The organism is Nitrosovibrio sp. Nv4, from assembly GCF_900215485.1.
GTDB lineage: Bacteria > Pseudomonadota > Gammaproteobacteria > Burkholderiales > Nitrosomonadaceae > Nitrosospira.
The window spans coordinates 419,722-440,524 of sequence record NZ_OCMZ01000001.1; the positions used below are offsets into that span (position 1 = coordinate 419,722).

Sequence of the window (20,803 nt, forward strand, 5' to 3'; positions counted from 1 at the left end):
GAGATGTCGCAGTCATTGGTGGCGGTGACTGGTGCCACCGGCTTTATTGGTCGCATGCTTTTACAGTCACTGATCAAGGAAGGGTGGAAGGTCAAGGCTTTGACCAGACGCCCTCGGCCAGATGATGAGTTTACGCAATGGATCGAGGGCGATCTGGACGACGTCGATGCATTGCGGCGGCTTGTCAAAGATACTGTCGCTGTTGTGCATTGCGCGGGGCGGGTCCGGGGCAGTTCTCTTGATGATTTCGTTCATACCAACGTAGGCGGTACAGAAAATTTGGTGCGCGCCTCGATAGAACAGAGTTCCCCGCCTCGTTTTCTCCTTATATCCTCCCTTGCTGCAAGACAACCGGAGCTTTCCTGGTATGCAACCAGTAAGCGCATGGCCGAGCAGGTGGTGAGTGACTGCTCGGGCAAAATAGCATGTGCAGTTTTTCGCCCGACCGCGGTTTATGGTCCAGGTGATAAGGAAATGAGCCCCCTCTTCAGAGTAACCCAACGCGGTATATTGCCAATGGTCGGGCAGCGTGCGATGCGCTTTGGTTTACTGCACGTCAATGATCTGGTGGCGGCTATTATCTGCTGGCTTTCCACCAGAACGCCCGTACGAGGACTCTATGAGATCGATGACGGGATGCCCGGGGGCTATGACAGTCAATCCGTCGCGGATATTGCACAAGAGGTCTGGCAACGGCCAGTTCATTGCATTTTCTTTCCCGGAGCACTTGTTTTGGTGATCGCCACCATTAATTTGTGGTTGGCCCGGTTGCTGCGATATTCCCCAATGCTGACGCCGGGGAAGGTCAGGGAGTTACGCCATCCCAACTGGGTGTGCGATATCACGCCTCTAACCCGGGCGCTTCCCAACTGGCAACCTTCCGTTCAACTGCGTGACGCCTTGCCTGAAGCAATATAAGCGCAACATAAGCGATATAATTTTAACCCATCAAATCAAATCAGAACCAAGCCATGGCGAGCGATTACAACGATGTGCTGCAAAAACTTTGCCACCATCTCAAGCAATTTACCGGTCCTGATGCAGAAATTACGCCAGAGACAGATCTTATTAATCAGCTTGCAATCGACTCCGTCAAGTTATTGAATCTGATCATGGAAATCGAGGATGAGTTTGATATCTCCGTACCTATCAATGCGCTTGCGGATGTTCAGACTGTTCACGAGCTCGCGACGTTAATTCATCAGATAAGAACTGCAAATAAATGAGTTTGCTAGATAAGCTTGAGGCCGTTGCTGCAGCGCGAAAAGCCCTGTTACCTGAGGACGTTGAGGTTTTTGGTACGCCCATAGATGCGGTTTATTCTTCCACCGAGGCAAAAATTGGCGACCGCCGCATACTATTCCTGGGTACAAACAACTATCTGGGGCTAACATTCGCTCCCGAATGTCTGCAGGCAGCCCATGTGGCGATCGATAGCGAGGGCACAGGCACGACGGGATCACGCATGGCCAATGGCAGTTACAGTGGCCACCGCGCCCTTGAGCAGGAGTTTGCAGATTTTTACCAATGCCATTCCTGCATCGTATTCACAACCGGTTATCAAGCCAATCTCGCCACGATCTCTGGCTTGGCGGGAACTGGTGACGTTGTTCTTATTGATGGCGACTCCCACGCAAGTATTTATGATGGATGCCGCTTAAGTGGCGCCGAGATTATCAGGTTCAGACATAATGATATGGTCGACCTGGAAAAGCGCCTTCGGCGTTTGGGAGATCGCTCTCGTTCCACGCTCATCATTATTGAAGGCATTTACAGCATGTTGGGCGATCGAGCGCCGTTGGCTGATGTCGTTAAATTAAAAGACACTTACGGCAGCACGCTTCTTCTGGACGAAGCGCATTCCCTCGGGGTTCTAGGTAAGACAGGCCAGGGTCTGGTGGAAGAAACGGGACTTGTCGGCGAAGTTGATTTCATCACCGGTACCTTCAGTAAAAGTCTGGGCGGTATCGGAGGCTATTGTGTGAGCAAACATCCACAACTTGATCAATTACGCTATGTCAGCCGTCCGTATATATTCACGGCGTCGCCTACACCGGCTACCATTGCATCGACACGGGCGGCGCTCAGGTTACTGCGGGATGGTGTCGGATTACGCCAGCAACTCTGGCGGAATGTACACCAACTGTATTCCCGGCTTGATAAGCTCGGCTATCAGCTCGGTCCGGAGCCCAGTCCCATTATCGCAACCATACTTGACACACCGCAGCAGGCGCTGGCGATATGGAGGGGTCTGCTTGAACACGGCATCTATGTCAACCTGGTCGTACCGCCGGCCGCGCCCGAAGGGAATTCATTGGTGCGTTGCAGTGTTAGCGCAGCCCACAGCAGTGAACAGATGGACTATGTAGGGAACGCTTTTTCCGAGCTACGCAAAACTATTTTCCAATAACATCAGGAAATTTTATTTTTGTGGAGGATTGACAGCGATCTCTGAAAAATCCGTGGAAGTCTGTGTTTGACCCCTCTCCTCTACTTTGATAGTGGTTCCCGTACATGAGATTCGAATATCTCAATAGATAGGAAGACTCCGCCCGAATAGATCAGCAGGTGACAACTACGGCCTTCGTCATGAATCGAAGGATGGCTATTCCAAGGGATAGGTTATTGATGCCCTACGGGAATCCAATATTTACGTCCAGTCAAACCAGTAGTCTACCGGCTTGACTGGACGCTACTATTGAACGAGTGTATAACTGAACAGAGAGATCGAATTAACCAGTCAGGACATCTTCGCGCTCGTTCGGCGGCGCAACAGGAAGAAAGCGGCAGCTCCCCCTATGCCCAGCAACAAAGCAATTTCTGTCATGCCAAAGCCTGAACCATGTCCATCATGGCCACCGCCGCCACCTACATGTATCGGAATCCGTACCGCTGTGGTCATTTTACCCGCTTTCTCCGTCTCCAGTAGCAGGGCGTATTGACCGAGTTCTTCCAGATTCACCGAAAATGTAATACTTCCCGATGGATAAGGTTTAGCTGGTACGGACATAATCTCATGCCCACCTTCTCCATGTCCTTCCATAACAAGACGCAGCGCAATGGGGATCTCGCGAGAATCGAGATCCGTTAAATCCACCGTAAAATACAGCTCGCCCGTTTCCGGAACATGATCGCAATACGCATGAGTGGGCGGAAGATCGCCCTTGGGCTTTTCATAAGCGCTGAAAGCTACGGGAAAAGCCCCCGACTTGATGGCACAGTCACCTGAATGATGGCCTTCATGGGCGAGCATGAGTTGCGCATGAGCTGGCAGCGCTACCATTGCTACCAACGCAGCCAATGCCAGCCCTGCGGCGCACCCAAAAATTCTCTTCATAATATCTCCGTTTCAAATCCGCAAATTGATCAGCAAATGATCAGACACCTCGCACCCGCGCGAGCAATCGCCGATTGTATAACAAACCGGTCGGGAGGAAACAGAGTATTCTTCAGATTCTGTTCTCCTTTCCGCGGCTTCAATTCCTGTTAAACGCCGCATTCGCGCCGTTTCCGGTGTATCAGGTTCAAAAACAAAAGGAAGCTGGCCGATAAGCCGGGTTCTGTCTTGGACAATCATTCCTCTAGACCCGCGGTTGCCCGCGCGTTCAAGCGACCTACCCGCAGGCTCAGCGAGCAGCATCATAGCCTGCCTATTTGGTCTTGCTCCGGATGGAGGTTACCGCGTTTCACCGTAACTTAATACGCTCGTCTCTGTGGCCCTATTCCTCGCCTCGCGGCGGCCGGTCATTAACCGGCATCCTGCTCTGTGGAGCCCGGACTTTCCTCCCCTTGTCTTTCATTACTGAAAGACAAGCAGCGATTGTCTAGCCAGCTTCGATATGAATAATACCCTAACCGGGGCGAACGGAGCAAACTCAGCCGCACGAGCATCGGCCCTCCAGATTCAAGCTGAAACATGTATGGAAGTATTAGCTGCAGGCAGCAGGCAATAAACTATCCACTCCTGCTGGGACTGGTGCCGGCGTGTGTAGTCTCAGTATGCTTTTCGCTCCTCGGGTAACGCACCTGGAAAAATGATACTCGATCCGCTGCTTCTTCATATCAGGCAAAAAATAAGCGCAAACATCTCAAATTTATAAATTATTCGAGTTATGATTCTGGTTTGTGGCGCTGGTTACCTATGAACCCATTCATATTGCTTGTCTCAGCGTTGTTTCTCCTCCTTTCCGGATGTGCGGCATTGGAGCGGCAGGATCCGCTTCGGATTTCCGTCGCTGGACTTGAGCCTCTGGAGGGAAAAGGCATGGAGGCGCGCTTCGCAGTACACCTCAGGATTCAGAATCATAGCGAAAAACCACTTGATTACGATGGCATCGCGCTTGATCTGGATTTACGCGGAATGAGTTTCGCGAGCGGCGTGAGCGACCAGCACGGTGTTGTTCCGCGCTTTGGAGAAACGGTCATTACCGTGCCGGTTACCGTACCGGCCACGGCAATGATCCGTCACGCATTCGACTTCGCAACTGGCGACCGTACCAAGGCTGACTACCAGCTGCATGGCCGACTGGGCGGAATGGGGCCCATCGGCGGAAGGCGCTTCGACTCAAAGGGAGAAATCATGCTGCCGACCCCGCCGGAGGAAATGCCATATGAACCTCTGAATCAGCCCTCCGCCGAACATCCATCAAGCAACTAGGCTGTCTGATCAGCTATGCCATATCGTGCGCGGTATTCTTCAACCTTGCGCAGATTGTGCGCCAGGTCTTTTCTGGTCCGCAGATAAGTTGTAATCTCGTCCAGGTTGACGATGCTCGCGACGCGAATTCCATAAGCACAATAAACTTCTTGCACCGCCGAAAGCGTCCCGTTTCCACGCTCCATCCGATCAAGCGCGATAACCACACCTCCCGGCGTAGCGCCAGAGGCCTGAATATGGCCAACAGACTCACGCACGGAAGTACCTGCGGAAATTACATCGTCCGCGATCAGCACGCGTCCTGCAAGCGGCGCGCCCACGAGGTTTCCGCCTTCGCCATGATCTTTCGACTCCTTGCGGTTGAAGCAGAAAGGGTAGTTATATCCACGCTCGGCCAGCGCAATGGCAATACAGCTCACCAGAGGAATACCTTTGTAAGCAGGGCCGAATAGCATGTCAAATTGAAGCTGGGCAGCAAGAATCGCTTTGGCGTAAAATTGACCCAACTTCCTCAGAGAGTCCCCGTCGTTGAACAGCCCGGCGTTAAAAAAATATGGCGACATTCGCCCTGCTTTAGTTTTGAATTCACCGAAGCACAATACGTTACGGCTGATGGCAAATTCAATGAACTCCTGCCGGAAATCGGACATCACTATGACAAATCGGAAAAAATAGACGTGCGAATTATAACGCTTAACCTGAACGGCGTGCGCTCCGCCGCAAGCAAGGGGTTTTTTCAATGGCTGAAAATGCAGGATGCGGATCTGGTATGCGTGCAGGAACTGAAAGCACAAACCAGCGACATTACCGCGGAAATCCTCGCGCCTGATAGCTATCATGGTTATTTTCACTGTGCCGAAAAAAGAGGATATAGCGGTGTGGGCATCTATAGCCGGCATGAGCCGGACAATGTTATCGAAGGGTTAGGCATTCCCGAGATTGATGCGGAAGGACGCTTTATACGCCTGGACTTTGGCCATTTGAGTGTGATATCGATCTATTTTCCGTCGGGATCGAGCGGTGAGCATCGACAAGCTGCCAAATTCTTTTTCATGGAGCGATTTTTCCCCATGCTTAAAAAACTGGCTGATTGCGGCAGTGAGATTATCTTATGTGGCGACTGGAACATCGCCCATAAGGAAATCGATCTGAAAAACTGGCGATCCAACCAGAAGAATTCCGGCTTTCTTCCTGAAGAGCGCATCTGGCTTACCGGCGTTTTTCAAGAGCTTGGGTTTGTAGACGTATTCCGGCAAATCAATGTAGAGCCTGAGCAATATACCTGGTGGTCAAATCGAGGACAAGCCTGGGCCAAGAATGTCGGCTGGCGCATCGACTATCAGATTGCCACGCCGGGAATTGCTGCCAAAGCCAATGCGGTCGCCATCTACAAGACAGAACGTTTCTCTGATCACTCGCCGCTTATTATCGATTACGACTACAACTTATGATTCTGGCCCGCACGGTTGACCGCAAGAAACCGATCGGGAGACCAGGTCCTGTCCGACTGCCGGATCAGCAATAATGTCAGCTGCCCTAGCCAGCTGGCTGCATGCTTTTCGCATCTACACGCATCCCAGGGTGCTGGGAATGCTGTCGCTGGGCTTCTCTGCCGGGTTGCCCCTGTTACTGGTAATGGGCACGCTTTCATTCTGGCTGCGGGAAGCCGGAATTGACCGTTCCACCATCGGCCACTTGAGCTGGATCGGTCTGGCATATGGTTTCAAATGGATGTGGTCCCCGCTCGTGGATCGCCTGCCGTTGCCGTTATTAACGCGGTTGCTTGGCCGGCGGCGTGCGTGGCTTCTGCTATCGCAAGTCGCCATTGCCCTCGCACTGGTCGGTATAGCCACCACCGACCCGCTCGAGAACCTGACGCATATGGTCTTTTTCGCCCTGGCTGTTGCTTTCGCTTCTGCCACCCAGGATATCGCCCTCGATGCCTATCGGATCGAAGCCGTCGCGCCCAGGCTCCAGGGAGCCATGGCCGCTACTTATCAGGCGGGTTATCGCCTGGCGATGATTCTGGCTTCCGCCGGTGCTTTGTGGATCGCTGCGGCGGCAGATCTTTCGGAGGCGACGTACGAGTATGCTCCCTGGCGTATTGCCTACCTGACCATGGCTGCCTGCATGGCGGTCGGAATTGTTACCACCCTTATTATCCGCGAGCCGGAAGTTCCGATCACTCGTCTCATCTCGGAGAATGAAGACCGCGCCCGAAAAACCATCGCACACTGGCATCTGAACAGCAAACTCGAACAACTGTTCGCCTGGCTGTATGGAGCAATGATAGCGCCTTTCCGTGACTTTATTGTGCGCCATGGCGGGCAGGCTTTGCTGATTCTGGCGTTAATCGCCGTTTACCGCATCTCGGATGTGGTAATGGGCGTGATGAGCAATCCGTTTTATGTCGACATGGGTTACACAAAGGACGAAGTGGCAACGGTCTCCAAGGTTTATGGAGTCATCATGACGATCGTTGGCGCAGCCATAGGAGGGGTGCTGACGGCGAAAATCGGTATCATGCGTACGCTTTTTCTGGGAGCAGTATTGTCGGCGGCGACTAATCTGCTTTTTGTCTGGCTGACAGGGCGCGGACACGACATCACCGGATTGATATTTACCATCTCAGCCGACAATCTGTCCGGCGGCATCGCCTCTTCAGCTTTTATCGCCTATCTTTCCGGTCTCACCAACTCAGCCTATTCCGCTACGCAGTATGCGCTGTTCAGCTCAGTGATGTTGTTGCTGCCAAAATTCATCGCCGGATTCAGCGGCGACTTCGTCGATGCCTACGGCTATGCCAGCTTCTTTACCGGCACTGCGCTACTCGGCCTACCGGTGTTAATTCTGGTATGGCTGGCCGGACGGGCAAAATTCGAAGCTGCCGAGTCCTCTGCACGTTTGGAGTGATAGTGATGGATCTTTCTGCCGCTACTTCTGCTGTTCAAACCGGTAAAACGCCAGCATTCCCAGCAAATTAGGCATAAATGTGATCTGATGATTTCCACTCATTACCCTGCGTTCGAGAATGCGCGCGCCATGCTGGCTGCAAAATTCCTCAAAATCACCCAGCGTACAGTTGTGAATATTAGGCGTGTCGAACCATTGATAGGGCAGCGCTTCCGAAACAGGCATGTTGCCCGATAAAACCTGCAGGCGATTTTTCCAGTACCCGAAATTCGGGAATGACACGATGCCTTCTTTGCTCACCCGCAGCATTTCCTTGACGATGTTCTCGGTATTTTTTACTGCCTGCAACGTTTGCGAGAGAACCACATAATCGAATGATCCCGATTCGAAACTTTGCAACCCTGATTCCAGATCGCTCTGTATTACGTTTACCCCATTATTGAAACAAGCCAGAACATTGGTATCGTCAATTTCAACGCCATAGCCACGAATGTTACGTGCGTCGCGCAAGAAACATATAAGCGAGCCATCGCCACAGCCGAGATCAAGCACTTTCGCGCCCGGTTTTACCCATGCAGCAATGACGGCAAAATCGGGCCTATGCGTGTAGGCAACGGATGGGGCAGTAATGTCAGCCACGTCTTCAGTATTCACAGGAGTTATGAACCCCGCATCAAAAAATGTTGTTTATAGGTTCGGCCAAATGGCATCAAACGGTCTCGTCAGGCGAAGGGAGTGACAGAATTCCGAATATTGTAGCGTCTAATTAGTTACACGCAGAGCGTAGTCACCCTGATCACATCGGTGATAGGAGGATTATGCTGCGCTTCGCGCCATTTCCACTAATGCACGTCTAGCCTGCTGCGCATCCAGAACCCTCTCCGTAAAATCGAAACGCAATATTCTGTCATCGGCACGCACATCGAAACCGTCACAGTCGATGCCCAGCATTTCCACGTTCAGCGTATCCCGTTGATGAACGTGCCGGCAGTAGCGGCGCATCGTGTCGCGATGATCCGTGTTCATGTGTGTGATGACGCCGTCCTCCTGTTCGATCAATGGATAGGGCGCTACCAGATAGCTGGCTGCCGAAACCCAATGGATTTTGCCGAAGCCGCCAATGTAACGCAGCGTCAGCGGCCTGATGCGGTAGAAAGAAAAATCGCTCATGACGAGGTAGCTTTGTGCCTCCGGAAAATAGCGCAGATAGCGCGCACCGATCTGCTGTTTATCCATTGCCGGTTGTGCCTCGCCCACCACCGTGATGCGCGCCTGTGACTGGATATCCGAGTCGTCCTGCCTGTATGTAATGAGGCTGATGCGAGAATCATGCTGGATATTCTTGGTATGCTCCGCCAATGTGCTGATAAGGATGAGCGGACTACCATCGTGATCCACCAGATACGGAGTCATTGAGCCGAACGGATGGCCGTTGAACTTCTTCGACAGGGTGCATAACGCACCATAGCGATGTGCCCGTAACAACTGACGAGCCGCGCATGCGCTATTCATGGAACATTGGTAAGGTGCATCTGGAAATGAAGCTCCGAGCGATACTCATTTACCTGTCGAGCCGAAAGTCATGGTGGATATCCATAACGGTTCCCTGCCTTCTTATATAACAATGTTGTCCATATAAGCGCGAACCAGCTTGTGATAATGACGATCTTCCATCAGAAAGGAATCATGTCCATGGCTGGACGTGATTTCCGCATAACTGACATTCAGTTCGTTATCCAGCAATGCTCTGACAATGGCGCGCGAGCGTTCGGGCGAAAAACGCCAGTCGGTAGTAAAAGACAACACCAGGTAATTTGCCTTGGCGGCGCGGAATGCCGCGCTCAAATCGTTGTTGTGCTGGTATGCGGGATCAAAATAATCCAGTGCCTTGGTCATCAGCAAATAGGTATTCGCATCGAACTGGTCGGCAAATTTGTCTCCCTGATAGCGCAGGTACGACTCTATTTCGAACTCAACGTCGTAACCGAACGCGAGTGCTCCGTTACGTAGTTCCCGCCCGAATTTCGCCGCCATCGCATCATCCGACAAATAGGTGATATGTCCCAGCATGCGGGCAAGCCTTAGCCCGCGCCGCGGTACTACACCGTGTGAATAGTAATCCCCGCCATGAAAATCCTGATCGGTAATGATCGCCTGGCGTGCAACATCGTTGAAGGCGATGTTTTGGGCGGTTAACTTGGCTGCAGCGGCGATAATCAGTGCGTGCCGCACCCTTTCCGGAAAATCAAGCGTCCATTGCAGGGCCTGCATTCCACCAAGACTGCCGCCCGCCACTGCGGCGAACTGATCGATGCCGAGGTAGTCCGCCAGCCTTACCTGTGTTTGCACCCAGTCTTCTACCGTCACCACCGGAAAATCCGGACCGTAGCATTTGCCGGTTTTTGCATTGATGCTGGCAGGTCCGGTCGAACCGTGGCAACCGCCAAGGTTGTTCACCCCTATGACAAAGAATTTTTGCGTATCGATGGATTTGCCGGCGCCGATCATGTTATTCCACCAGCCTCCGCTCTTTGGATTGTCCGCGTAGAAGCCAGCGAGATGATGGTTACCGGAAAGTGCGTGGCAAATCAGTACAGCGTTGGATCTAGATGCGTTGAGTTCGCCGTAGGTTTCATATACCAACTCGTAATTGTCGAGCGCTGTCCCGCTCTTTAAATGCAAGGGCGTGTCGAAACGCGCAATTTGGGGCGCGACGATACTAATTGAATCGGAATCTTGCATTAACGTGAAAAAACCGTCAGGAGATCAGAAGGATGATTTATAACTAATGAACTGCAAATACATGTAAAAGATAAACAGCAATTTTGATCTCCCTTATCTCGCGTATTCGCGTATAAAAAGATCCTGCGTGACTTGGCGGTTGCATCTTCGGGCGCGATGAATGCGATCCGTAACCGGCAATTATAGTCAAACACACCTCTGAAAATCCAACTGCGCATCGTTGCTCATTAGTCCTCATACAAAAACGTCAGCCATTCAGCTTCATCAATAACGCATGAATTCTATCCGGATCGTCGGCTTTAAGTATTTTTTGCGTGAGCGGTATGATATCAGGCAGGTTACTTCTCAATACCTCTCTTTTCACAGTTAGCAGTTGTGCGGGATGCATGGAAAATGACCTGAGCCCAAAACCGAGTAGAAGCCGGGTAAACACCAGATCCCCGGCAATTTCGCCGCATACTGACACCGGTATCCCGGTCCGGTTGGCGCTGCGTATGATATGAGCCACCAGTCGCAACACTGCCGGATGCAACGAGTCGTAGAGGTGTGCCACAGAGTCATCGGCACGGTCTATCGCCAGGGTGTACTGAATCAGATCGTTGGTGCCGATTGACAGGAAATCCAGCTTGCGCATGAAAATATCGAGGCACAGCGCAGCGGCAGGAATCTCAATCATCCCTCCCACTTGTATTTTCTCGTCGAAGGGAATTTTTTCATTGCGCAAGCTCTGTTTGGCGTTCTCGACAAAATGCAATGTCTGCGTGATTTCGGAAACACTGGAGAGCATCGGCACCAGAATATGAATCTGGCCATAACGGGAAGCGCGCAGAATCGCACGCAACTGGGTATTGAACATTTGCGGTTCAGCCAGACTCAGCCGGATGGCGCGCAAGCCCAGCGCCGGGTTGGCTGCCACGCGCTTTGCATGATCGAGATTCTTGTCGGCGCCCAGATCGAATGTGCGTATCGTTACCGGCAGTCCCCGCATTTTTCGCGCCACGGTACGATATGCTTCAAACTGTTCGTCCTCGTCGGGCAACGTATCGCGATTGAGAAACAGGAACTCACTGCGGAACAGGCCGATGCCGGTCGCTCCGTTTTCTTTTACCTGTTCAACATCCTGAGGCAGTTCGATATTGGCGTGCAATTCTATCGTCGTGCCATCCAGCGTCGTCGCAGCGATAGTCTTGATGCGCTTCAGCTTCTGTTTTTCCAATTCAAGCTGGCTCTGGCGCAACCGATACTCAGACAGCACATGCTCGTCAGGATCGACTATTACTACACCCTGGCTGCCGTCCACGATCAGCACATCGTTATCACGAATGAGCTGGCGCGCATGATGCAGGGCCACGATAGAGGGAATATTTAGACTGCGGGCGACAATAGCGGTGTGTGAAGTCAAACCGCCCAAGTCGGTGAGAAACGCGGTAAACCAGTGCTGTTTATACTGCAGCACATCGGCGGGACTTAAATCATGGGCAACCAGAATACTGTCGCCATCATGCTTTAGCGGGGCTGGAACATAGCCGGGGTGGCCCAGCAAAGCTTTCAGTACTCTTTCCACCACTTGAATGACATCGGTTTTTCGTTCACGGAGATATGCATCCTCAATCTCCTCAAACTGCGCCATCAATACGTCCATCTGCTGGGTGATAGCCCATTCAGCGTTACACTGGTTTTGAGCAATATAGGTTTTTGCCGCGGTGGAAAGCGTGGGATCGTCCAGAATCATCCGATGCAGATCGAGAAATGCGCCATATTCTGCGGCTGCGGGACCACTGACAACGGAGGCATGCAATGCCTCAAGCTCTTCACGAACCGCTGTGAATGCCGTGTCGAGGCGGGAGATTTCATTGCTGACCTGATCCTGCGGCACGGTGTGGTGCGCCACCTCCAGCGCGGCATGGGAGGCAAGATGAGCGTGTCCTATCGCAATGCCGCCAGAAACCCCCACACCGTGCAACACAAAGCTCACTCGCTTTCTCCGAACCGATTCTCGATCAGGCTCACCAGGGCCTGCATCGCTTCTGCCTCGTCCGCGCCCGTTGTTTCAATGCCCAGGGTGACGCCCTGATTCGCAGCCAGCATCATGACTCCCATAATGCTTTTTGCATTGACTTTCCGCTCATTTCGTGACAACCATACTTCGCTGCGGTATCGGCCGGCCAATTGGGTAAGCTTTGCGGAAGCACGGGCATGCATTCCCAGTTTGTTCAGAATCTTGACTTCTCTATATTGCATTTTGCAGTCCTGGATCGAGACGCATGACGCCTTCCTTGCCGCCTGCCAATGCTTTTTCCCCAACTACCCCGAGTGATTCATTGCGATAGGTAAGCGCCCGTATCAGCATTGGCAGATTAACGCCAGCGAGACACTCCACCTTTCCCGAGCTAATCAGCCGACTGGCTATATTGCACGGCGTTGCACCGCAGATGTCACTCAACACCAGTACGCCATCGCCCTGGTCCAGTTCTCTGACCAGTTCGAGCGCCCTTGGCATGACAACATCAGGGTCGTCCTGAATGGTAATACTCAGATGCGTCAAATACGGCGACTTCCTCCCCATCACGTGATTAGCGCAATGGATAAGGCTATCGCCCAGATTACCGTGCGAGATAATTAAAATTCCAATCATGGTCTGCTGCCATATTTGATTATCAGAGGATGGAAAAGCATTCTAGCATTGTCGGCCTCGTGCGGCTGAGCGACATCCTTTGGCAATCGCGTCTTCGACGGAAGACTTCAAAGACTTCTACGAATGGCTTCAGGTTTTCGCGAGGATAGCTCGGCAAACAGCGCCACACAAAAATACAATACAGAGAATCGGCCTAACGTAAGTCCAGGCTGGGCAGACAAGAATCGGAATGAAATATCTTATTGGGTCTCTGACGCAGTACTTTGCTCAAAGATTTTTAGTGGTACTCTTTTCAAGCGCATCCACCATCATTCCAGCCACGTTGAAGCCGGTCTGATCGGCAATTTCCCTCATGCCGGTGGGACTGGTGACGTTGATCTCGGTGAGGTAGTCACCGATCACGTCCAACCCGACCAGCATTAAACCCTTGTCATATAATGCGGGCCCCAGCGCTTCCGCGATTTCACGGTCGCGCCGGGTCAAAGGCTGTGCTAACCCGGTAGCGCCTGCGGTAAGATTGCCGCGCGACTCGCCCGGTTTGGGAATGCGTGCAAGCGTATAGGGGACTGGCTCTCCAGCTATCAGCAGGATGCGTTTGTCACCCTGAATGATTTCGGGAATATACCGCTGAGCCATAATGGTACGTGTGCCGTAATGTGTCAGGGTTTCTATTATCACGCCTAAATTGTGATCATCGCTGTGGATGCGAAATATGCTCGCTCCCCCCATGCCATCGAGGGGTTTCAGGATGAGATCGCGGTGTTCGGCAAGAAAATCGCGAATCAGGTGTTCCTGCCTTGTTACAAGCGTAGGCACGGTATATTGAGGAAATTTCGCTATCGCGAGCTTCTCGTTATGATCCCGTACTGCGCGCGCGCTATTGATTACATGTGCGCCGTGGCTTTCTGCCAGCTCCAGCAAATAGGTACTGTAGACATACTCCATGTCGAATGGAGGGTCCTTGCGCATCAGCACGACGTCAAATTCCTGTAGCGGTATTTCCTCCGGGGCTTCTGTCCGATACCAGCGATGGTCCTTATCCGCGTTATCCGCGCTATCGGCATCGCCCTCCAACTCCAGCGCCCGCGCAAAACCCATCGTCTCACCTCCTTTCCAAGCCAGGTCGCCCTGTTGCAGGGAGAACAACCTATGGCCACGGGAAGCAGCTTCACGCATCATGGCAAAGCTTGAGTCTTTGTATGTTTTGATTGAATCGAGGTGGTCGAGTATAAAGGCGAGCTTCATGAATCATGAACCCTCGGTTACGCACGCTGCTCGCGTGCAAGCATCGTAAAGAGCGGGATGTTCAGATAAGACAGCCTGTAAATATTTGTCAGCGCTGCATCAGTTGGATCTGTTGCTAGGCAACAGCGGCCGCAATGCGCCCTTCGCTTTTCTCCAGCTCGTGCGCAGCCGCCAGCAACGCCAGCCGGGCGATCACGCCATAAGCATAAAATCGGTTGGTACTGCAGCCTGGCCGTGCGTCACGGTCTGGCAACAGACAGGTATCTTCAAACGCCAGCGGTACGAATTGCATACCTGGCGCGTTGAGGTTCTCGTCAATGCCGCGACCGGTGTGCACACGGTAGAATCCGCCAACCACGTAACGATCGATCATGTAAATTACAGGTTCCGCGACTGCTTCATTAACTCGCTCGAAAGTGTATACCCCTTCCTGCACCATGACTTCGGTCACCTGCAGGCCCTCTTTCACCACTGCCATTTTATTACGCTGTTTACGGTTAAGCGCGCGGACTTCGGCACCATCCTTTACCGTCATGATACCCATGCCATAAGTACCCGCATCGGCTTTGACAATGACGAAAGGATCTTCCTTGACCCCGTATTGCGCATATTTTTCCCGGATGTCGCGCAGGATTTCGTCTACGGTGTTCGCGACGCAGTCTTCCCCTTTTTTTTCCCGAAAATTGATTTTTCCACAGGCGGCAAAATAGGGGTTGATAAGCCACGGATCGATGCCGACCAGACCCGCAAACTGTTGCGCCACATTATCGTAGGCGGCGAAATGCTGCGATTTTCGGCGCGTCGCCCATCCTGCATGGAGAGGCGGAATGACAGTCTGTTCGAGATTTTGCAGGATCGGGGGAATGCCGGTTGAGAGATCGTTATTGAGGAGTACGACGCATGGATCAAAGTCTTCTATAAGCAGGTGACCGCCTCTGCGCTGAATTGGCTCCAGCGTGAGCTTGCCACCGTCGGGAAGGCTGACCGTTGTGGCGGTGGTTATCTCGGGCAGGAGAGTACCGATGCGAATTTCTATGCCCGCATGCCGCATGATGGCCTGCAATGTTGCCAGATTTTGCAGGTAAAAAATATTGCGGGTATGATTTTCGGGAATCAACAGTACACTTCGAGCACCGGCACATATTTTCTCAACCGCCGCCATCATCGCCTGTACGCACAACGGCATGAATTCCGGGTTGAGATTATTGAACCCCCCGGGAAACAGATTCGTGTCCACGGGTGCCAGCTTGAATCCACTGTTGCGTAAATCCACAGAGCAGTAAAACGGCACGGCATGCTTCTGCCACTCGTTGCGCAGCCAGTGCTCAATCGAGGGCATGGCACCGATGATGCATCTCTCGAGATCAAGGATCGGGCCGCTCAGGGCAGTATCAAGATGAGGTGCCGGCATGGAATAGGGTCGAGGTCGAGGTTGACGAACAGTGACCATTGTAACATCGTGGGTTTAGATTACATGCTGCGCGGTAGCAGAAACCGGAAAGCCTATGCGATAAGATCAGCGTAGTTCGCTCAAAGTATACAGTTCCGCATGAAAAGAGCTTTGATATTTCTGTGGAAGTTCGGCCACTGCCGCAGTGGCTTCGTCGCGACTGGAGTAAATACCGTAGGTGACTCTAAACTTCGCCTGGTCTCCATCAGTTACGGGATGTACATAGAGATCGGATAGATCAATCACACCCCGAGCCCGTACCAGAAATCGTTCCATCCGGTCTGGCTGGACATTATCAGTGGCAAAGAGGTGAATTGTATAGAAATTTGGATCGGTTGCAGCGACGGCTTTCCTTGTTTCCCCAACTCGTTGCGCCAACAACGCATACTCCTCCAACTTTACCCCGGCGATATTCGATCTAGTATTCCTCGGCTGTTCCGCCGCCGTAGCCGACTGATTTAGAGGGGAAGTTGACATTTCCACCACTCTTTCAATGGACTGAGAAGACCCGGGCGGAGATTTGGAAGATATGGAGGGAGGCACGGAAGGCGCGGAGGCACCTGCTGAAGCTGAGGAGGGAGTGCTCGCGGGATACACTGGAGCTGGGACTGGAGCAGGGGCGGTGATCGAAGCCCGCACTGATGGGCGCGCTTCAAGCGGCGTCAGGGCGGCAATGGAGGCAACCTCCGTTGGGGAGGAACTAAGTGCCTGCCAGCCCAGCGCGCTCATTCCTACAGCTAAGGTGGAAAACATGATGCGTGCACTGACTGTTCGATAGCTCAACAAATCCAAACTGTCCCGCCAGTGGAAACGGGTCGTGATTGCGTCATCCTCAAAGGCTGCTTTTACATGCTGCGCTTTTATTTCACGAGCATTAGCGCGGGACGCAGCCAGCATAGACTTATCAGCAAGAATATCCACCCGGCGGATAAGCCCGCTGGAAGCTCTGGCAATCATTCGTATGGCTTCGGCGGAAAAAATACCAGGGCCACGGTAGCCCGCGTCACGTACGCGGCACATCAGATATTCCGCAACCGCTTTAGCATTGAATGGCTGCAAGACAAAGTGATGAGTGAAGCGATCCTTGAACTTGCGTATCTGGGGCAAACCCAGCGTATCTTTAAGTTGGGGCTGCCCAAACAGGACAATCTGGAGCAACTTGTGACAGGACGATTCAAGATCATATAGCGTCAATGCATCTTCGAGCACCTCCGCAGACATGGCATGGGCCTCATCCATGAGTAACACTACTTGCCTGCTAGCGGTATGTTTTTCGGCCAGCGCGCGTTGCAGTTCTTCTATCGCATGCGTGGATCGCGCGGCGGTAGTGCAACTTTCAGCGACCCCGAAATTCAATTCGTCTGCAATTGAACGGAGAAATTCTTCTCGCGACAAATCGGGTTTGGCGACATAAACGGTTTGCATCCGCGCAGGCAACCGCTTCATCAACGACCGGCATAACGTGGTTTTGCCGCTGCCGGCATCGCCTGTGACCTGGATAACGCCTTCAGCTCCCTCACCGTGCGTGAGCACATAAATGAGCGCATCCAGCGTCGCGCCCCGGTTGGCCCCTTCGTAAAAAAAATCGGTAGTTGATGAATGGGCAAAGGGCGGCTCGGAAAGCCCAAAGTGGCCAAGATACATTATTACCTCACGCGTTCGAAAAGCCCCACCGGTGTTATCACAGCGTCAAATCGCTTTCCTCGTTCAGACCGTTCAGACAATAGCAGAAAAATTCGAGTCAAAATCCTGCTGGGCTTGAATAAGATACCACTATAAGTTCAAAATTCCTTGATCGATTAGTATTGGAATCTAATGCGAGGACAGTTGGGGATGTGATACACCTTGTCTTGATCCCGATTGCTGGAGTATAGTTCGTATCTGCCATTTATATCCAAGCGGAAGAGCGCGCCAGTTTTCAGTGGCGCCGCCGAAGGCGCAACCCCCCGGAATCGCTCAGGCGTAGATCAGGCCAGCCTTGATCCTTGAGAACCGCTTGCGAAAGGGCAATCTGGAGAGTGCCAACATTGAGTTGGCCACCGAAGGGGCAGACGGAATAGAGGAGCAGATATTCCGTAATCTCTCAGGTAACAAGGACAGAGGGGTGAAGTCATATGGCATATGACTTCACCCTTTTTTTTGAGGTATCGATCTTTGAAAGCAACCGCTCTTAATCAAACCCACCGCGACATGCAGGCCAAGATGGTCGATTTCGGCGGCTGGGATATGCCTTTGCATTACGGCTCCCAACTTGATGAACATCACAGGGTGCGCAGTGATGCGGGCATGTTCGACGTATCTCACATGCTGGCCCTTGATATCAAGGGCGAGGCTGCACGGGGTTATTTGCGAAGGCTTGTCGCCAACAATGTGGACAAACTGACACAGCCCGGCAAAGCGCTCTATTCCTGCATGCTCAATCAAGAGGGGGGCGTAATAGATGACCTCATCATTTATTTTCTGACGGAATCGCATTTCCGCACGGTCGTTAATGCCGGTACCGCCGAAAAGGACCTGGCGTGGATGCAGGCCCGGCGAGATGAAATCGCTCCCGGCCTGGAAATTATCCCGCGCCGTGATCTCGCCATGATCGCGGTACAGGGGCCTAACGCCCGTGCCAAGGTTTGGCAAGTCATTGCGGGGTCTCAGGCTGAAACGGAGAATCTGAAGCTGTTTCAGGCAATTTTTTTTGGTAAGTATTTCATTGCACGCACTGGCTACACTGGCGAGGACGGGTTTGAGATCATGCTGCCGGCAGTTGATGCCGCAGATTTCTGGAATGCGCTCCATGCCGCGGGCGTGGCGCCTGCGGGACTGGGTGCGCGCGATACGTTACGACTTGAAGCCGGAATGAATCTTTACGGCCAGGATATGGATGAAACTACCAATCCGTTAGAATCCGGGTTGGGCTGGACAATCGATTTGAAAAGTGATCGGGAATTTATCGGTAAACAGTCACTTCTTGAAAAACCTGTGGCGCAACAACTGATTGGCCTGATTCTATTGGATCGGGGGATATTACGAAGCCATCAGAAGATCGTTATACAGTACGATGCGAATACAGGCCAAGGCGGAGGCGAAGGCGAAATTACCAGTGGCGGCTTTTCTCCGACGCTTAACCAGTCCATCGCGCTCGCGCGGCTACCCCTTAACGTAGCTGCTGGAGATGAAGTGCGGGTAGTCGTGCGGGATAAGATGTTGAGAGCGAAAGTAGTGAAATATCCGTTCGTGCGAAACGGCAAAATTTTGGTTTGATATGGGGCGGCGAAGTAGCTGTCATTTAATTCTGGAGCAAAACATGAGTATTCCAAACGATCTGAAGTACACCAAATCCCACGAATGGGTTAGGCTTGAAGACGACGGCACAGCGACCATAGGTATTACCCAGCATGCTCAGGAGTTGTTGGGTGACATGGTATTCGTGGAAACCCCCAAGGTGGGTCGCAAACTCAAACAGGGAGAGGAATGCGCCGTCGTCGAGTCAGTGAAGGCGGCTGCCGACGTATACGCACCCATCGCGGGAGAAGTGGCTGCCGTCAATCCCGATCTGGAATCGGCCCCCGAGAAAATCAATCAGGATGCCTATGCAGCCTGGCTTTTCAAGCTGAAATCCGTAAATGCGGCCGATCTGGCTAACCTGCTCGATTATGCAGCGTATCAGAAAATACTCGAAAGCGAGGAAAACCAATAAAATCGCAGGCGATGGAAAACGAGGCGCAGCCAACACTCTCAGCCTTGTATTATTTTCATTGTTCGGGTTTTACCCTTCATTACCAGATGATTCGCGGAACACACACCCATGCCGTTCATTCCCCATACTCAAGAAGATGTACAAACGATGCTTGCGAGCATCGGTGCAAACAGCATTGATGACCTGTTCGACGAAATTCCGCCTGCCCTGAAAAGCGGGGGCCTTAAACGGGTGCCCCCCGGCTTGAGCGAAATGGAAATATCACGGCTCATGCTGGAACGGGCCGAGACCGATGGGCGTTATCTCAACTTCATCGGTGCAGGCGCGTATGAACACCATATCCCGGCTGCTGTATGGCAAATTGCCACTCGCGGCGAATTCTACTCCTCATATACCCCCTACCAGGCGGAAGCCAGCCAGGGCACGCTGCAACTGCTCTACGAATACCAGACGATAATGGCGTCGCTGACTGGAATGGATGTGTCCAACGCCAGCATGTACGACGGCGCATCTGCTCTGGCGGAAGCTGCGTTGATGGCGGTACGCTCGCATAAGTCCTCGCGTCGTATCCTGATACCATCGACCGTTCATCCTGTTTATCGTAGTGTCGTGCGCGCCATTGTCAGGAATCAGGGTATTGACGTCATTGAACTACCTTATTGCAAGACGTCCGGTCAAACCCTGGCTGAAGCGCTGGATGAGTTTGGCAAGGAGGAATTTGCCGCGCTGGTCATTCCCCAGCCCAATTTTTTTGGCGTGCTCGAAGATGTCGATGCGCTCACGGACTGGGCGCACAGCAAAAACGCATTGGCCATAGGCGTGGTCAACCCCATGGCGCTCGCAATACTCACACCCCCGGGGGAGTGGGGCGAGAAAGGTGCGGATGTGGCAGTGGGCGAAGGCCAGCCATTGGGAATTCCCCTTTCAAGCGGCGGACCCTATTTTGGTTTCATGGCGTGCAAGCAGGCATTGGTGCGCCAGATGCCAGGCCGCATCATTGGACGCACTACGGATCAGGATGGCAAGAGCGGTTTTGTGCTTACCCTTCAGGCACGCGAACAGCACATCCGGCGGTCCAAAGCCACTTCGAACATCTGTACCAATCAGGGGCTGATGGTCACCGCGGCAACCATTTACCTGGCGCTAATGGGCCCCGAAGGTTTGCGCAGAACTGCCGTGCAGTCCCACGCAAACACATTGGCTCTGCTGGAAAAACTGGAAACGTTAAAGGGAGTGAAAAGACTTTTCACCAGATCGTTGTTTCATGAAATAGTCGTTTCACTGCCTGCTCCCGCGGGGGATGTCATGCATGCGCTTAAATCCCGGGGAATACTGGGTGGGCTGGATCTGGAAGGATATTATCCGGAACTTGGCCATGCGATGCTGGTATGTGCGACGGAAACGAAAACATCGGAGGATTTGGATAAGTACGCCGGCCAATTACGCAGCATCCTTGAAAATTCGTAATTT

Annotated in this window: 20 protein-coding genes, 1 other RNA gene and 1 riboswitch; of the genes, 9 read left to right on the top strand and 12 right to left on the bottom strand. The window is 52.6% G+C overall.

Annotated features, from left to right (window positions below; genetic code table 11):
- Positions 1-3: 3 nt before the first annotated feature.
- From CRO05_RS01785 to CRO05_RS01795, 3 genes are read left to right on the top strand one after another with little or no spacing between them, the layout of a single operon-like run.
- A complete protein-coding gene (locus tag CRO05_RS01785) occupies positions 4-918 on the top strand; it encodes an NAD(P)-dependent oxidoreductase (protein WP_097065573.1) in 915 nt (304 codons plus the stop codon).
- Positions 919-971: 53 nt separating this feature from the next.
- A complete protein-coding gene (locus CRO05_RS01790) occupies positions 972-1,226 on the top strand; it encodes an acyl carrier protein (protein WP_097065574.1) in 255 nt (84 codons plus the stop codon).
- Complete coding sequence (locus CRO05_RS01795; RefSeq protein WP_097065575.1) at positions 1,223-2,410, top strand: aminotransferase class I/II-fold pyridoxal phosphate-dependent enzyme; 1,188 nt, start codon at positions 1,223-1,225, stop codon at positions 2,408-2,410. Before CRO05_RS01790 ends, CRO05_RS01795 begins: the two co-directional genes overlap by 4 nt.
- Before the next feature lie 330 nt (positions 2,411-2,740).
- Here CRO05_RS01795 and CRO05_RS01800 read toward each other — a convergent pair whose 3' ends face one another.
- Both CRO05_RS01800 and rnpB read right to left on the bottom strand, forming a co-directional pair.
- A complete protein-coding gene (locus CRO05_RS01800) occupies positions 2,741-3,337 on the bottom strand; it encodes a hypothetical protein (protein WP_097065576.1) in 597 nt (198 codons plus the stop codon).
- A gap of 196 nt (positions 3,338-3,533) precedes the next feature.
- An RNA gene (gene rnpB / locus CRO05_RS01805) (RNase P RNA component class A) lies at positions 3,534-3,836 on the bottom strand.
- 305 nt (positions 3,837-4,141) lie between these two features.
- Here rnpB and CRO05_RS01810 point away from each other — a divergent pair.
- On the top strand, positions 4,142-4,657 hold the full coding sequence (locus CRO05_RS01810) for an LEA type 2 family protein (protein ID WP_097065577.1): 516 nt from the start codon (positions 4,142-4,144) through the stop codon (positions 4,655-4,657).
- Here CRO05_RS01810 and pyrE read toward each other — a convergent pair.
- Complete coding sequence (pyrE, locus tag CRO05_RS01815; protein WP_097065578.1) at positions 4,654-5,307, bottom strand: orotate phosphoribosyltransferase; 654 nt, start codon at positions 5,305-5,307, stop codon at positions 4,654-4,656. The genes CRO05_RS01810 and pyrE overlap by 4 nt on opposite strands.
- A gap of 27 nt (positions 5,308-5,334) precedes the next feature.
- Here pyrE and CRO05_RS01820 point away from each other — a divergent pair, with 27 nt between their 5' ends.
- Together CRO05_RS01820 and CRO05_RS01825 are read left to right on the top strand one after the other, a co-directional pair.
- Complete coding sequence (locus tag CRO05_RS01820) at positions 5,335-6,108, top strand: exodeoxyribonuclease III (protein ID WP_097065579.1); 774 nt, start codon at positions 5,335-5,337, stop codon at positions 6,106-6,108.
- 73 nt (positions 6,109-6,181) lie between these two features.
- Complete coding sequence (locus CRO05_RS01825; protein ID WP_097065580.1) at positions 6,182-7,570, top strand: MFS transporter; 1,389 nt, start codon at positions 6,182-6,184, stop codon at positions 7,568-7,570.
- A gap of 21 nt (positions 7,571-7,591) precedes the next feature.
- On the opposite strand, the gene metW is transcribed toward CRO05_RS01825, so the two are convergent.
- From metW to CRO05_RS01870, 9 genes are all read right to left on the bottom strand, one after another.
- On the bottom strand, positions 7,592-8,224 hold the full coding sequence (gene metW, locus CRO05_RS01830) for a methionine biosynthesis protein MetW (protein ID WP_235001247.1): 633 nt from the start codon (positions 8,222-8,224) through the stop codon (positions 7,592-7,594).
- A 162-nt stretch (positions 8,225-8,386) separates the two neighbouring features.
- Positions 8,387-9,082: a HugZ family protein gene (locus CRO05_RS01835; protein WP_097065581.1), complete on the bottom strand. Its 696-nt coding sequence runs from the start codon at positions 9,080-9,082 to the stop codon at positions 8,387-8,389.
- A gap of 102 nt (positions 9,083-9,184) precedes the next feature.
- Positions 9,185-10,312 carry a homoserine O-acetyltransferase gene (locus CRO05_RS01840; RefSeq protein WP_097065582.1) on the bottom strand — a complete coding sequence of 376 codons (1,128 nt, stop codon included), beginning with the start codon at positions 10,310-10,312 and terminating at the stop codon, positions 9,185-9,187.
- Between the two features lie 247 nt (positions 10,313-10,559).
- On the bottom strand, positions 10,560-12,287 hold the full coding sequence (gene ptsP, locus CRO05_RS01845; RefSeq protein ID WP_090882540.1) for a phosphoenolpyruvate--protein phosphotransferase: 1,728 nt from the start codon (positions 12,285-12,287) through the stop codon (positions 10,560-10,562).
- Positions 12,284-12,553, bottom strand: a complete 270-nt coding sequence (locus CRO05_RS01850; RefSeq protein WP_097065583.1) for an HPr family phosphocarrier protein — start codon at positions 12,551-12,553, stop codon at positions 12,284-12,286. Before CRO05_RS01850 ends, ptsP begins: the two co-directional genes overlap by 4 nt.
- Positions 12,543-12,947 (bottom strand): PTS sugar transporter subunit IIA, encoded by a 405-nt coding sequence (locus tag CRO05_RS01855; RefSeq protein ID WP_090882536.1) that lies wholly within the window; start codon positions 12,945-12,947, stop codon positions 12,543-12,545. Before CRO05_RS01855 ends, CRO05_RS01850 begins: the two co-directional genes overlap by 11 nt.
- A gap of 267 nt (positions 12,948-13,214) precedes the next feature.
- Positions 13,215-14,192 (bottom strand): glutathione synthase, encoded by a 978-nt coding sequence (gene gshB / locus CRO05_RS01860; RefSeq protein WP_097065584.1) that lies wholly within the window; start codon positions 14,190-14,192, stop codon positions 13,215-13,217.
- A 115-nt stretch (positions 14,193-14,307) separates the two neighbouring features.
- Positions 14,308-15,603: a glutamate--cysteine ligase gene (gshA, locus tag CRO05_RS01865; protein WP_097065585.1), complete on the bottom strand. Its 1,296-nt coding sequence runs from the start codon at positions 15,601-15,603 to the stop codon at positions 14,308-14,310.
- A 105-nt stretch (positions 15,604-15,708) separates the two neighbouring features.
- Positions 15,709-17,286, bottom strand: a complete 1,578-nt coding sequence (locus CRO05_RS01870; protein ID WP_097065586.1) for an ExeA family protein — start codon at positions 17,284-17,286, stop codon at positions 15,709-15,711.
- 357 nt (positions 17,287-17,643) lie between these two features.
- A riboswitch (glycine riboswitch) is annotated at positions 17,644-17,752 on the top strand.
- Positions 17,753-17,763: 11 nt separating this feature from the next.
- On the opposite strand from CRO05_RS01870, the gene gcvT reads away from it, so the two are divergent.
- From gcvT to gcvPA, 3 genes are all read left to right on the top strand, one after another.
- The gene (gene gcvT / locus CRO05_RS01875) at positions 17,764-18,897 is read left to right on the top strand and encodes a glycine cleavage system aminomethyltransferase GcvT (protein ID WP_097065587.1); all 1,134 of its coding nucleotides are present in this window, start codon (positions 17,764-17,766) and stop codon (positions 18,895-18,897) included.
- Positions 18,898-18,940: 43 nt separating this feature from the next.
- Complete coding sequence (gene gcvH, locus CRO05_RS01880; RefSeq protein WP_090882527.1) at positions 18,941-19,333, top strand: glycine cleavage system protein GcvH; 393 nt, start codon at positions 18,941-18,943, stop codon at positions 19,331-19,333.
- Between the two features lie 108 nt (positions 19,334-19,441).
- Entirely contained in the window at positions 19,442-20,800 is a 1,359-nt protein-coding gene (gene gcvPA / locus CRO05_RS01885; protein ID WP_097065588.1) for an aminomethyl-transferring glycine dehydrogenase subunit GcvPA, read from the top strand.
- Positions 20,801-20,803: the final 3 nt, after the last annotated feature.

Coding starts and splice junctions, on each gene's coding strand:
- CRO05_RS01785 (WP_097065573.1), top strand. CDS start 4: ATGTCGCAGTCATTGGTGGCGGTGACTGGTGCCACCGGCTTTATTGGT.
- CRO05_RS01790 (WP_097065574.1), top strand. CDS start 972: ATGGCGAGCGATTACAACGATGTGCTGCAAAAACTTTGCCACCATCTC.
- CRO05_RS01795 (WP_097065575.1), top strand. CDS start 1,223: ATGAGTTTGCTAGATAAGCTTGAGGCCGTTGCTGCAGCGCGAAAAGCC.
- CRO05_RS01800 (WP_097065576.1), bottom strand. CDS start 3,337: ATGAAGAGAATTTTTGGGTGCGCCGCAGGGCTGGCATTGGCTGCGTTG.
- CRO05_RS01810 (WP_097065577.1), top strand. CDS start 4,142: ATGAACCCATTCATATTGCTTGTCTCAGCGTTGTTTCTCCTCCTTTCC.
- pyrE (WP_097065578.1), bottom strand. CDS start 5,307: ATGTCCGATTTCCGGCAGGAGTTCATTGAATTTGCCATCAGCCGTAAC.
- CRO05_RS01825 (WP_097065580.1), top strand. CDS start 6,182: ATGTCAGCTGCCCTAGCCAGCTGGCTGCATGCTTTTCGCATCTACACG.
- CRO05_RS01835 (WP_097065581.1), bottom strand. CDS start 9,082: ATGAATAGCGCATGCGCGGCTCGTCAGTTGTTACGGGCACATCGCTAT.
- CRO05_RS01840 (WP_097065582.1), bottom strand. CDS start 10,312: ATGCAAGATTCCGATTCAATTAGTATCGTCGCGCCCCAAATTGCGCGT.
- CRO05_RS01850 (WP_097065583.1), bottom strand. CDS start 12,553: ATGCAATATAGAGAAGTCAAGATTCTGAACAAACTGGGAATGCATGCC.
- CRO05_RS01855 (WP_090882536.1), bottom strand. CDS start 12,947: ATGATTGGAATTTTAATTATCTCGCACGGTAATCTGGGCGATAGCCTT.
- gshB (WP_097065584.1), bottom strand. CDS start 14,192: ATGAAGCTCGCCTTTATACTCGACCACCTCGATTCAATCAAAACATAC.
- gshA (WP_097065585.1), bottom strand. CDS start 15,603: ATGCCGGCACCTCATCTTGATACTGCCCTGAGCGGCCCGATCCTTGAT.
- CRO05_RS01870 (WP_097065586.1), bottom strand. CDS start 17,286: ATGTATCTTGGCCACTTTGGGCTTTCCGAGCCGCCCTTTGCCCATTCA.
- gcvT (WP_097065587.1), top strand. CDS start 17,764: ATGACTTCACCCTTTTTTTTGAGGTATCGATCTTTGAAAGCAACCGCT.
- gcvH (WP_090882527.1), top strand. CDS start 18,941: ATGAGTATTCCAAACGATCTGAAGTACACCAAATCCCACGAATGGGTT.
- gcvPA (WP_097065588.1), top strand. CDS start 19,442: ATGCCGTTCATTCCCCATACTCAAGAAGATGTACAAACGATGCTTGCG.